At 65.0% G+C, this 12,983-nt stretch carries 9 protein-coding genes; 6 read left to right on the top strand and 3 right to left on the bottom strand.

From position 1 onward, the window contains the following. Positions 1–22: 22 nt before the first annotated feature. The 4 genes from BEK98_RS20890 (at position 23) to BEK98_RS20875 (ending at position 8,031) form a co-directional block, all read left to right on the top strand. On the top strand, positions 23–1,969 hold the full coding sequence (locus tag BEK98_RS20890) for a type I restriction-modification system subunit M (RefSeq protein WP_094218111.1): 1,947 nt from the start codon (positions 23–25) through the stop codon (positions 1,967–1,969). After that, positions 1,966–3,231, top strand: coding sequence for a restriction endonuclease subunit S (locus BEK98_RS20885; RefSeq protein ID WP_094218110.1), 1,266 nt, complete (start codon positions 1,966–1,968; stop codon positions 3,229–3,231). Before BEK98_RS20890 ends, BEK98_RS20885 begins: the two co-directional genes overlap by 4 nt. Beyond that, on the top strand, positions 3,228–6,374 hold the full coding sequence (locus tag BEK98_RS20880) for a type I restriction endonuclease subunit R (protein ID WP_094218109.1): 3,147 nt from the start codon (positions 3,228–3,230) through the stop codon (positions 6,372–6,374). Before BEK98_RS20885 ends, BEK98_RS20880 begins: the two co-directional genes overlap by 4 nt. A gap of 70 nt (positions 6,375–6,444) precedes the next feature. Next, positions 6,445–8,031: a serine/threonine-protein kinase gene (locus tag BEK98_RS20875; protein WP_244201914.1), complete on the top strand. Its 1,587-nt coding sequence runs from the start codon at positions 6,445–6,447 to the stop codon at positions 8,029–8,031. A 630-nt stretch (positions 8,032–8,661) separates the two neighbouring features. Here the strand turns inward: BEK98_RS20875 and BEK98_RS20870 are convergent. The 3 genes from BEK98_RS20870 to BEK98_RS20860 all read right to left on the bottom strand — a co-directional run bounded on the left by BEK98_RS20870 (position 8,662) and on the right by BEK98_RS20860 (position 10,948). Beyond that, complete coding sequence (locus tag BEK98_RS20870) at positions 8,662–8,982, bottom strand: DUF6087 family protein (RefSeq protein ID WP_094218107.1); 321 nt, start codon at positions 8,980–8,982, stop codon at positions 8,662–8,664. Positions 8,983–8,992: 10 nt separating this feature from the next. Further along, a complete protein-coding gene (locus tag BEK98_RS20865) occupies positions 8,993–10,153 on the bottom strand; it encodes a methyltransferase domain-containing protein (protein WP_094218106.1) in 1,161 nt (386 codons plus the stop codon). Between the two features lie 366 nt (positions 10,154–10,519). Then, the gene (locus tag BEK98_RS20860; protein ID WP_094218267.1) at positions 10,520–10,948 is read right to left on the bottom strand and encodes an ATP-binding protein; all 429 of its coding nucleotides are present in this window, start codon (positions 10,946–10,948) and stop codon (positions 10,520–10,522) included. A gap of 281 nt (positions 10,949–11,229) precedes the next feature. Here BEK98_RS20860 and BEK98_RS20855 point away from each other — a divergent pair, with 281 nt between their 5' ends. Together BEK98_RS20855 and BEK98_RS20850 are read left to right on the top strand one after the other, a co-directional pair. After that, the gene (locus BEK98_RS20855) at positions 11,230–12,468 is read left to right on the top strand and encodes a helix-turn-helix domain-containing protein (protein ID WP_244201913.1); all 1,239 of its coding nucleotides are present in this window, start codon (positions 11,230–11,232) and stop codon (positions 12,466–12,468) included. Between the two features lie 20 nt (positions 12,469–12,488). Further along, positions 12,489–12,962, top strand: a complete 474-nt coding sequence (locus tag BEK98_RS20850) for a hypothetical protein (RefSeq protein ID WP_094218104.1) — start codon at positions 12,489–12,491, stop codon at positions 12,960–12,962. The last annotated feature ends 21 nt before the right edge of the window (positions 12,963–12,983 follow it).

Here is a 12,983-nt window from a genome sequence, read left to right as displayed (position 1 = left end):
TTCAGGCCCGACACATTCCAAGATGGCGAACGACATCTGGTCGGTTGCCGACCTGCTGCGCGGCGACTACAAGCGGCACGAGTACGGGCAGGTAATCCTTCCTTTCACGCTTCTGCGTCGTCTCGACGCGGTGATGGCCCCGACACGTCAGGCGGTGTGGGACCGTGATGCCTCCCTAAATATCCAGAACAAGACCCGCCTGCTGGAGGTCGCAGCGAAGCTGCCTTTCTACAACACCTCCAAGCAGGACTTCTCAACCATCGCCGGCGATCCGCAGACCGTCGCGAAGAACCTGCGCGACTACATCAACAGTTTCTCTTCCAACGTCCGGAGGATCCTGGAACGCTTCGACCTGGACAATGAGATCACCCGGCTCGCGGGCGCGAAGCTCCTCTACGAGGTTGTGGGCAGGTTCGCCAAAATGCGCGACCTTGACAAGCTCACCAACCACGACATGGGCTACGTCTTCGAGCACCTGATCCGCAAGTTCGCCGAGGACTCCAACGAGACCGCTGGTGAGCACTTCACTCCACGCGAAGTCATCAAGTTGATGGTCAACCTGCTGATCGCCCCGGACGTGGACACCATCGTCGCCGAGGGTCAGGTCATCAACGTCCTCGACCCAGCTTGCGGAACGGGCGGCATGCTCACCGCCACCGAGGACCTGATCAAGTCGATCAATCCGAATGCCGAAGTCTTCCTCTTCGGTCAGGAAATCAACGCCGAGTCCTGGGCGGTCTGCCAGTCGGACATGCTCATGCGCAACCAGCGCGGCCATATCCACTTCGGCAACTCCTTCAGCGACGACGGTCACCCGGACCGGAAGTTCGACTACATGCTGGCCAACCCACCGTTCGGCGTGGAGTGGAAGAAGGTCAAGGACGCGGTCGAGGACGAGACCAAGATCGGCCACGCCGGCCGCTTCGGCGCGGGAACGCCGCGTATCAACGACGGCTCATTCCTCTTCCTGCAGCACATGATCTCCAAGATGGAACCCGTCGAGGGCAAGGGCTCCCGGCTGGCGATCGTCTTCAACGGCTCGCCACTTTTCACCGGCGCCGCCGAGTCCGGTGAGTCGAAGATCCGCCAATGGATCCTGGAGAACGACTGGCTGGAGGGCATCGTCGCCCTGCCGGACCAGCTCTTCTACAATACCGGCATTTCCACGTATTTCTGGATCCTCACCAACCGCAAGGCCGAGAGGCTGCGGGGCAAAGTGATCCTGCTCGACGCCCGCGACCAGTGGGAGAGGGAACGCAAGTCATTTGGCGACAAGCGCAAGAAGATCACCGACGAGCAGATCAAGCACATCACCGAGCTGTACGTCGACGCCCTCACTGTCGCAGAGAACCCCGAACACGCGAACCACAGCAGGGTGAAGATCTTCAACAACCGGGACTTCGGCTATCACCGCATCACCGTCGAGCGCCCACTCAAACTCCGCTTCGAAATCACTAAGGACACCGTGGCCGCGCTGGAGAACGCGAAGACTCTGGCTAATTGGGAGGGTCGCGAGACGTTCATCCAGATACTGCGCGAGCTGGATGGCTCGGTCTGGTGGACGAAGCAGGAGGCCACCGACGCGATGCACGCAACCGTTGCAGGAGCGGGAGCCCTCTGGCCGAGTGCGGCATCTCTACAGAAGGGACTGTGGGGCGCAGTCTCGGTATCCGACCCCGAGGGCGAGGTACAAAAGGATAAGAAGGGCAACGTCCTCCCCGACCCGGACCTGCGTGACTACGAGAACGTCCCGCTCGACGAGGACATTGACGCCTACTTCACGCGGGAGATCACCCCACACGTCCCCGACGCCTGGATCGACCACGACAAGACCAAGATCGGCTACGAGATCCCGCTCACCCGGCACTTCTATGTGTACACACCATCCAGGCCGCTCACGGCAATCGATGCAGAGCTACGCGACCTGGAGGCGCAGGTTCAGAAGCTGCTGGGTGAGGTGACGGGATGAGTGCGAGGCAGCTACCAACATCAGTCGAATGGCCAAAAGATTGGCGAAACATTCCACTCTGGGCCCTCTTCGACCGGATAAAGGACGTCGGTCATCCAGAAGAGGAGATGCTCAGCGTCTATCGTGCGCACGGTGTCGTAAAGAAGAGCAGTCGCGACGATAATGCTAATCAGACCGCCGAGAACCGAAATATCTACCAGCTCGTCAATGGCGGATGGTTCATCGTTAACCGGATGAAAGCATGGCAGGGGTCGGTCGGGATCTCCCAGCTTCGGGGGATTGTTTCAGGACACTATCTCTGTTTCCGCCCAAGTCACGGCGAAGACCCCCGATTCTTGAACTGGCTATTGCGCTCAAATGTCTACACGATCGAGTACGCGCGCATGTCTCGCGGCGTGCGCCCCGGACAGATCGAGATTGACAACGACGAGCTACGCGGCCTTCGCGTAGCCCTTCCCCCTCTCGCCGAGCAGCGCCGCATCGCCGAATTTCTCGACGTCGCAACCTCCCGGATTGACCATCTGACTGATTCCATCTCCAAGATTCTAGAACTCCTACAAGCCAAACGGCGTGCGCGACTTCTCTCCATCCTCCCAGATCGCAGATGCGGTAATGTCCGACTCGGCTACTACCTTGATTTGGTCACCAGTGGCCCGCGCGGGTGGGGTGACTATACCGGACCCACAGGAACACCATTCTTTAGAAGTGCGAACCTGCGGCGAGATAGCATCGAGCCGAACCTTGAAGCCCTGGCGCGGGTAAATATCCCGCCGGAAGCCTCCGCCGAATCTCTGCGCTCAAGGGTCCGTGCAGGGGATATCCTAATTGGCATCACAGGGGCAAATACAGGCTGGGTTTCACTAGCAGACCAGAGAATCGCTCATACTAATGTAAGTCAACACGTTTGCCTTATCAGGCCCGGTGAGGCAATCGACGGGAGATGGCTTGCATATGCGCTCTCTGCGCCACAGATTCAGGAACTACTACTGGGCAACCAATACGGGGGAACCAAAACCCAGCTCTCGCTGGGAGATATTCGAGATCTCATTGTCCCCCTTCCGTCTCTTAGCGAACAACAGAAGCTAGTGAAGGATGTCGATGACGCTGTTGCAGTAATCAGGGCTGAGAGTTCACTTCGAGAACGCCAACTCGCCGTTCTCGCCGAGCGCCGCCAGGCCCTGATCACAGCCGCCGTCACCGGCCAGGTCGACGTGACAACCGCACGCCCTCAGCTTCCGACCGGAGAAGGTGTGTCCGTATGAGCCCAGGCGCCCACACCGAGGTTGCCTTCGAGAACCGGGTCGAGGCTGAGCTACTCGCACGCGGCTGGTCCCAGGCGCGGGGAACCTTCGATGTCGAACTCGCCATCGATGCCGACGAGATGTACCGGTTCATTGACGCAACACAGACGCGGAACTGGGCCCGCCTTGTCGGCTTCTACGGGGACGACCGGAGCGCCGCAAGACGGCAGTTCGCGCAGCGCGTGGCCACCGAGATCGACGCGCGCGGAGTCCTGGATGTGCTGCGCCAGGGCGTACGCGACCGAGGCGTACAGATCGACCTTGCGTACTTCCGCCCCGGGCACACCCTGGCTGCCGACGCCCTGGCCGAGTACAACGCGAATATCCTTACCGTCTCACGTCAGCTGCACTACAGCCTGCGGCATCCGCGCCACTCGCTGGACCTCGCGTTCTTCGTGAACGGCTTGCCCGTCGCGAGCGTCGAACTGAAGAACCCCAACACCGGGCAGAACGCCGACCATGCCATCGCGCAGTACCGACATCGCGATCCGAACGAGGTGTTCTTCGCAAAGAGGGCTCTGGTCCACTTCGCGGTCGACCCGGACCGCGCCTTCATCACTACACGGCTGCGGGGCGCCGAAACTCAGTTCCTGCCGTTCAACATCGGTTCCAATGGACCGGGCGTGTCAGGCGGAGCGGGGAACCCGCCGGCTCCGGACGGAGGCGTCGCCGTCGCCTACCTCTGGGAGCAGATATGGCAGCGCGACAACTGGCTGGAGATCCTGCACCGCTTCCTGCACATTCAGTTGCCGGACAAGAAGGGCGTACGAGAAAGCCCGCACACCTCTCCGCGTATCTTCCCCCGCTACCACCAGTGGGACGCGGTCCAGAAGATGATCGGCCATGCCCGGGATCACGGCGCCGGACACAACTACCTCATCCAGCACTCGGCGGGCTCGGGCAAGTCCAACACGATCGCCTGGCTCGCGCATCGGCTGTCGAACCTCTACGACGCCGCCAACCAGCCCGTCTTCCATAAGATCATAGTGATCACGGACAGGGTCGTACTCGACCGCCAACTGCAGCGAACCATCTTCCAGTTCGACCACACGCCTGGTGTCGTCAAGAAGATCGACCAAGACTCCACTCAGTTGGCCGCGGCCCTCGACGATTCCACGTCAAAGATCGTCATCAGCACACTGCAGATGTACCCCTACGTGCTTGGAAAGATCGCCGACATGGGCCTGCAGGGCAAGCGCTACGCGGTGGTCATCGATGAGGCGCATTCCTCGCAGGGCGGCGAGTCTGCGATCAAGCTCAAGAAGGCCCTCGGCGTGAACGCGGCCCCGCGCGAGGAGGACGAGGACGAGGTCGAGTACATGACGCGGGTGCGCGGCAGGCAACCGAACCTGTCATACTTCGCGTTCACCGCCACGCCGAAGTCCCCAACACTGAAGCTGTTCGGCGCCTTCGATCCGGACCGAGTTCACCCACGCACCGGCGAGAAGGGCATGCACGTGCCCTTCCATATCTACTCGATGCGGCAAGCGATCGAGGAGGGCTTCATCCTCGATGTCCTGGCGAACTACATCACCTACGACACCAAGTGGCGACTGCGAAACGAGGCGGTGCAGAAGGCAGAGTCGGACGTAGCCAATCCAGAGGTGGACTCATCCAGGACGAAGCGCATGCTGGTCCGCTATGCCGAGCAGCACCCCAAGTCGCTGGAGCAGAAGGCGAAACTGATCGTCGACGACTTCCGGGAGAACATCGCCGGCCGGCTCGGCGGCCGAGCCAAGGCCATGGTCGTCACGCCCGACCGGTCACACGCGCTCGGCCTATACCAGGCGATCCGCGCCTACGTCGAGTTGCGCGGGTACACCGACTGCAGCACACTCGTCGCGTTCTCCGGGCAGCTCAAGGGCGAGGCCACCGGACTGGAGTTCACCGAGGCTCAGCTCAACGGTTTCTCCGAAGCCCGACTGCCGGAGCACTTCGCCTACACCAAGGCCGACGATCCGCAGGCTGTCGCCCGCAACCAGGAGGAGTACCGGCTTCTTGTGGTCGCGGAGAAGTACCAGACCGGGTTCGACCAGCCGCTACTGTGCGCGATGTACGTCGACAAGCCGCTCACCGGTGTCGCGGCGGTGCAGACGTTGTCCCGACTCAACCGCATCCACCCGCTCAAGGCTCAGGAGGATGTACACGTCCTCGACTTCGTCAACACAGCCACCGATATGAAGGAGGCCTTCGCAGACTGGTTCGAGGCGACCATCAGCGAGCCGACTGACCCGAACCTGCTGTACACCAAGCAGCGCGAGGTGACGGCGTACGAGCTGCTTGTCGCCTCCGAAATGGAGGCGTTCATCCGTGTTCTGGCTGCAGCCGGACCCGACCGGATGACGGACGCGGCCGAGCGCAGGCTCCATGCCCAGCTGCACGAGTACCTCAAGCCGGCACTCGATCGCTTCGCCGATCTGACGACCGACGACGAGCGGGAGGGCTTCCGCACCGCCCTACGGGATTACGTACGCGCCTACAGCCTCATCGCGCAGATCGTCGACTGGGGCGATCGCGACTTGGAGCGCCTGTATCAGTACGGCCGGATCTTGCTGCTCCGGCTCCCGGGCCGGTCGCCCACGTCGGTGGACATAGGCGACGCCGACCTGAGCCACTTCCGGCTCGAGTACACGGGACGTCACAACGTCTCGCTGTCCCCCGTCGGCGACCGCGATGTACGCGGCCACGCAGCCGACGGAGGAGGTTACCGGGAGCCGGAGGTCAAGCCGCTGTCGGAGGTGATAGAGGAGCTGAACGAGCGATTCGGGCTGGGGCTCGGCACCTCCGATCAGATCCTCGTCTACCAGCAGGTCGTGGGGCTGGTAGAGGACACGGGAATGCAGCAGATCGCGCTCATGAACGACGAGAACCGGTTCGGCCAGGTCGCCGACGATCGGCTCGACGACATTGTCGCGGAGAACGCTGAGCGCAACACCGACTTCATGAAGCTGTATTTCGACAACAACGAATTCCGGAAGGCGATCAAGGAGGCGGCCCGCAAGCGCGCATACCGGATCATCACCGAGCCCGCACGGGACGAGGCGCTCGCCCGGCTGCGCGCCGAAATGCGTCGAGAAACCGGCGATCAGGCGCTCGAACAGTGACCGATCGAGATGGCACGGTACGTAGCCACGTATGTCATGTGCTCTTATCGCTGGGCAGGGGTGGTGGGACGTGAACGACGGTGTGGCACAGTCTCCTGGTAGACGGCTCCTCGCGGGCCGCTACCGCGTGGACGGTGTACTCGGCCGCGGCGGCATGAGTGAGGTCTTTCACGGCTATGACGAGCGTCTGGACCGAAGCGTAGCGATCAAACTCCTGCGGCCGTCGTCCGGACCGGTTCCGACCGCGCCGGACAGCCCGGAGGCAGCGGATCTCCTCGACCAGATGGAACGGGACCGCAAGCGTTTCCTGCGGGAGATCCGCACCACTGCCCAGCTCGAACACCCGGGCATTCCCGCGGTCTACGACACGGGCGTCGAAACCGGCAACGATGGCAGCACCCAGTTGTGGCTGGTCATGCAGCTGCTGCGCGGATCGACCCTGGAAACGCTGCTCAACCACGCGGACTACACCTCTGCGCCACCGAGCGTGGCATGGGCCGCGTCGATCGCCGCGCAAATCGCCGCGGTCCTGGTCGGCGTGCACCAAGTCGACATCGTCCACCGCGACATCAAGCCAGCCAACATGATTGTCATCGACGGTGGTCTGGTGAAGGTCCTCGACTTCGGCATCGCGATCCTTCGCGGCGCAGGGGCCCTGCCAAGGCTGACCCAGGTCGACAAGACCGTCGGCACTCCGCCGTACATGTCACCCGAGCAATGCCTCGGCCAGCCGGTGACCTCCGCGTCGGACATCTACTCCCTCGGCTGCCTGCTCTGCGAACTGCTCACGGGGGACGTACCGTTCTTCGCAACCTCCGCCATGCCCCTGCGCGCCCACCACCTGAAGACACCCGCCCCGTCGGTACTGACGCGCCGTGCCGACATTCCGGCGGCACTCGACACCCTCGTAACGTCAATGCTCGCGAAGGACCCGGGGAAGCGGCCTCAGGCAGAGGCCGTATATGAGGCGCTTCTTCCTCACGCAGCCGCATCAACCGGAGCATCCGCCACTGGCGAGGACAGCCGTGACCCGACCCGCCCGTTCCGTCTGCCTCTCCTGGCCGCGACCAGGCCACGGGAGCAGGCCACGGACCGGACTCGGCTGACGGACGCCGAAGCAGCAGCCCTGCAGGCGAACGTGCAGGCGCTTCTGGACAATGACCAACCCTCCCAGGCGATCCGTCTCCTCGAAGCGGGCGTCGCCCGCGCTGCAGATGACCCCTACCTGGAGCTGCGCCTGCGCCACTTCCTGGCCGCCGCACAGTTCTACGCTGGCGAGTACACCCATGCCGCCACGCTCTTCGACGTCGTCGGCCGCGACTACCGCAAGTACCTACCGCCTAGCGACCCCATCGTCCTGGACTGCGCTTACCATGCCGGCCACGCGTACGCCGAGATCGGGAAACCGGACAGGGCCCTTCCGCAGCTGCGGTTTTACGTGCAGAACGCCCACGCCTCAGCTGACGGCGACACCGCGGACCAGATCCGCGACTCCTGCTTCGTCGTCGCCCAGATGCTGGCGGCGTCCGGCTACTTGGAGGAATCGCTCGTGGAACTCGAAGCCGTCCGTATCCTCCTGGTCGACGCTTACGGAGCCGACTCGATACAGGTAAGGAACCTCGACAAGCAGATCGCCCAGCTGAGGTCCGCCAGCTGATCCTCGCGTGGGGACGGTACACGGCGGGACAATGAATATGCCCGTGCCCCAGGTAGACATCGCCCCCTCCATCACCATGCGCACCAGCAGAAACAGCGAGGGGGCAAGCAGCACGCTGCATCCAGATCGCTCACTGCAGAGCGCGAAATTGGCCCCAGCAGATCCTGGAGGGTCTTTTCATACCCTTGATACGCCGAGGTTACCCAAGAAGCACATGCATGACGATCTCGGCAGTCATCAGCTCGTCGGTGCCTTGTGGTCGCACACATCGCTGTCTTGCTTTCCCAGGGCAAACGCCTGGCCGAAATCCATGCCATCCTCAACTCCAGGCTGGCGTTCACCGCACCCGTCCTCTGCCGCAGTCAACACAGAATGGGCGGATGAAGTTCGACATAGGATCGTTCGCGCGGGACTCCCAGGAATCCACACGTACAGGCAGGAACTCCCCCAGGACGCATTGCCCTGATCAGGAAGTTTTCCCTGGTCAGATCCCAGAAGGCAGACGAGTAGGACTGTACGCCGGGTTCTGTTCCGGGGGATCTTGCGGGCCCTTCAGCGACGGCCATCCAGCCCGCCGAACTCGTGCGGCCCACCCGCCAGTCCGACTGGCGGAGGCATCATTGTGCCGGGTCAGGGTTTACGGTGCCGTCCTGGCCCCAGGCCGAGTCCGGGAATTGCTGGCGGGACTTCGGCACCGGGTTCCGCGGCCGGGACCGGGATGTGGCCGAGGAATTCGCGGGCTTCGTCGGCGTTCCGTGCGACGCCGACCGTCACCCATGCGTGCCCGTCCCACCCCAGAAGGGCCCGTGGGCCCTCGGGGTTGATATGGGCCGCCTTCGGGCCGGGGGCGAGGGAGACGACGCGGCGTGTGCCGACGATCTGCCGGTCCGCTTCCCGGCGCCGGTCGCGGCGTGCGGCCCAGACCTCCAGCGGCTCGTCCTCTCGGTCCACGGTGCGCCTCCTACCGGGTCGCGGTCTGCGGTACTGGCTGGTCCGGCTCGTCCAGCCACACCGTAGCGCCAGACGGATCGACAGTGAGCCCGTACCTCTCCACCAGCGGGCACCCACGCAGCTCCCACCACCGGTGAGCAGCCTGAATCTCGTCCCACAGGCGGCGGGGGCCGCGTTGGTAGACACTGGCTGATTCGGTTTCGGACCACCGGGCGGCGGCCCACGAGTGGTCACGGATGCTGTACCACCAGGCGGCCGGAGTGCCGTCGGCCTCCGCGTAGGCGGTGTGGACGCAGTCCGGCACGGCCAGGCCGAGCGCGAACCGGGCGGCGTCGAGTTCAGCCGGCGCGAGGTCTGCGGTCTGTTTACTGGCACCCGACCAGTCCGTGACGTACTCGCCATGGTTCGGCCAGGGAGCGCGATCGTGGCGGTCCTTCATGAACTCGACGGCCTGGGTGAACCTGCCGGAGGCGACCCTACCGTTCACGACCAGGCGGGCAACAGCGTCACGGTTGCTGTAGTGCGTACCCCAGGGGGCAACGAGCACGCCGCCTGAACGGGTCTGCGCGATCCACGCGGCGGGCACGGTGCGCACAGCGTAGGTGACCAGTAGCCGGTCGTACGGGGCAGCGGCCGGGTATCCATCCGCGCCGTCGCCGATGACGGTGGTCACGTACAGGCCAAGTCGGCAAAGGCGTTCCCGGGCGGCCCAGGATACGGCCGGGTCCAGTTCGAGCGTGCTCACGTTCCGCCACCCGAGGCGGTGGGCGAGCAGTCCGGCGGTTTCGCCCGTGCCGGTGCCGATGTCGAGCGTGCGCATGCCGACGTCGATGTCCAGGTCCCGCAGCATCCCGTACACGATGCTAGGCGCGCTAGCCGAACTGGTGGGCACCCGACCGGGTTTGGTGCCGTTGTGCCGTCCGTCGTCCCACTGCGTCACGATCGGCTTGTCGCTGTCGGCTGTGTCATGCCAGGCGGCGGCGTCCTCGCGCCGGTCAACGGGGACGGCTGTTTCGGTGTCCATGTCCCACAGCCACATCAGGTCAGGCAAGAAGGCGGCGCGGTCTACGGCCGCGAACGCCGGTACCCAGTCCGAGGAGAGAGCGCCGGTTTCCGTGAGGCGGCGCCCCAGCCGCGTACGGCCGGGGCGCTCCTGGTGCTTCGCGGTCACTTTCGGTGGCCTCCGTCACCAGGCGGACCGGAGCCGTCGGGCGATGGCGGGGGAGGTGGAGGCGGCGGCTGGATCGGGGCTGGGGGTCCTTGGTGCTTACCCACTGGGTTACCTCCTGTGTTGGCTGCTCGGGGCGGGTGTTGCAGGCGGTGTGCCGGGACCGCCCGGCGGGTCCGGGCCGGGGATCGGAGGTCGGGGAGTGCTCATGGTGCTCCCTTCTCGTGTGGTGTTGGGTGGCCGCCTGTCCCGGTCTTGCGCAGGGAATACGGGCGGAGCTTCATGAGCCAAAGGCGGCAGGGGCGACGCGGCTTCGGCGGGGAGCGGGCCATAGGTACGGTTCGAGGACGCCGCGCCAGCGGCGACCGCTCACTGCTCGCTCTGCTTCTTGATCAGAATCTCGGCCCACATGCGTTTGCCCCAGGGCAGCAGGTCTGTGCCCCATCGATCAGTGAGGGCATCGACGAGGAGCAGGCCACGGCCGCTGACGTCTTCGGGATCCGGGTGCTTCATCTCGGGCATGCGGTGGGACTTGTCGACGACGACGATCCTGACCAGGTCGCCGTCAACCCGCGCGACCTGGACACGGATGGAGTGCGAGCGGCCGTGGAGGACGGCATTGGTGACAAGTTCGGAGGTCAGTAAGGCAGCGGTCTCGCCAGTCTCGGCATCGAAGCCCCATGCGGTGCAGCTCTGGCGGGCCAGGTGGCGGGCCTGGGCGACAGATTTCGGCTCGGCACCCATCGTGATGTTGTAGCCGGGGTGGCCCTGCGGTGGTGGCTCCGCGGTCATCGTCATCGTCACGCCTTGGTGGTGGGGTTGGGGGGTGCGCCGCGCTCACCTCCCTCACGAGTGGGAAACGTGATCGCGGCCGTAGACGGGCCGCCCCAGGAGCGCAGGCGACGGGCCGTATCACGCGCCAACAGATCCTGCTTAAGGGCTCGTTGGCGCTGACAGACAGTCAACGGTCACCCACCGCTGTGGGACCATCACGCATGCGGCAAACGCATGCGGATATGCGTTGAGCGGGTACGGGCAGGAGCCCGGGGCCCTGTGGACTCGTAGCGTGGGGGTAAGCCGTGCAGCAGGCGGAAGAGATCCGGGAAGCTTCCCGGACAGGCGATTACGGCAGAGTGATTGAACTGGCCCGCAGGGACCGGCGCATGACTCAGCTCCAGTTCGGTGAAGCACTGGGGATGTCGCAGTCGGCTGTCTCCCGCCTGGAGAAGCGCGGCGTTGGCACATACAGCACGGACGCCCTGGCCGCGGCCGCCGCGCATCTGGAGATCCCGCCGGCGCTTGTCGGGCTCGCAGGTGGCCGCCCCTCGGTGCAGGTGAGAGACGGGTCAGACGTGGAGCGACGCAGGTTCCTCGGGGGTGCTGCCGCGGTTGCGGCGGCTCCGGTACTGACTGCCCGACCGGAGGTGGCGGATACCGCCGCAGGGCAGGCCGCTGCCCTGCGGTTGTCCACCACGGCATACAGGCGGCTGGACGGCTCCACACCGTCACGGGACCTGGTGGAAGCCGTCCGTGGACATCTGCGGCTCATTCAGACCGTGGCCCAGAACGCGAATGTCACCGCACGGGCTCGGCTGGCGGCCGTGGCGAGCGAGGCGGCGAGCCTGGCGGGATGGTTGTACTGGGACATGGGTGACACCGGGTCCGCCCGCACCTGGTACGGCTCGGCGATCAAAGCGGCCCGCAGCGCCGGTGACCCACTGCTCACGGCCTACCAGTCCGGGAGCCTGGCCCAGTTCGAGGCGCACGCCGGTAACGGTGTCGAGGCGCTGAACCGGGCCCGGAAAGCGCGCCGAGCGCTGGGCGACAACGCACCGCCGGTGGCGGATGCGTGGCTCTCCAGCGTGGAAGCGCTCGGGCACGCCGCAGCCGGGGACCGGCGCGCGGCCGACAAGGCACTGGTCGTATCCCGAGCGGCAGCCGAGGCACTGCCGGAGGACCCACCGCCGTGGCCGTGGGTGTTCACCTTCAGCCCCGAGAAGGTAGCGGCAGCCCGGGTCACCTGCGGCGCCCGGCTTGGCCTCGCGGATTGGGTGCTGTCCGAGGACGTAGAGGCTCTGGTCACCGGCCACGCCAAACAACGCGCCCTGCTGGCCCTCGACATCGCCGCCGGGCACCTCGCAGCCGGCCGGGTCGAGGCGGCGTTCGCACTCGCCGGGCGGGCGCTCGACGCAGGGCTGCAGTACCGGTCGGGGCGGATCGTGGAGCGGGCGCGTGAAGTGCGCCGTAGCCTCACCACCACTTCACCGCCCAAGGTGATGCGTAACTTCGACGAGCGGCTGCACGACGTACACCTGTAGCAGGGAGAGGACGACGACAGATGAAGCTAGGGATCACCGGTCACCGCGGGCTGAGCCCGGAGGTCGAGGAACGCGTGCGAGCCATGATCAACGAGGCAGTGAACGCGCACGCCGCAGCCGACCTGGTCGCGGTGTCGTGCATCGCCGACGGCCCGGACTCCTGGTTCGCACAGGCTGTTCTCAAACACGGCGGACAGCTTGAGGTCGTCGTGCCCGCGACCAAGTACCGCGAGAGTCTGCCGGACTGGCACCACCCCGTCTACGACCGACTTCTAAGCCGGGCTGGCGATGTGCACGAGACCGGCCTGACCGAGTCGACCTCCGAAGCCCACATGGCCGCGTCCGAAATCCTCGTCGGCCTGGCCGACGAACTGATCGCAGTGTGGGATGGGAAGCCAGCGTGGGGGTATGGGGGCACAGCGGATGTGGTGGCTTACGCCGAGCGGAACGGCGTCCCCGTGCGTGTGCTGTGGCCGACAGGCGCCACCCGCTGATCGCCACTCCGGCGGCTGCCC

The organism is Streptomyces diastatochromogenes (assembly GCF_002242805.1).
GTDB lineage: Bacteria > Actinomycetota > Actinomycetes > Streptomycetales > Streptomycetaceae > Streptomyces > Streptomyces diastatochromogenes.
The sequence above is the reverse complement of the archived record's forward strand: the minus strand, read 5'-3'. Positions and strand labels throughout refer to the sequence as shown.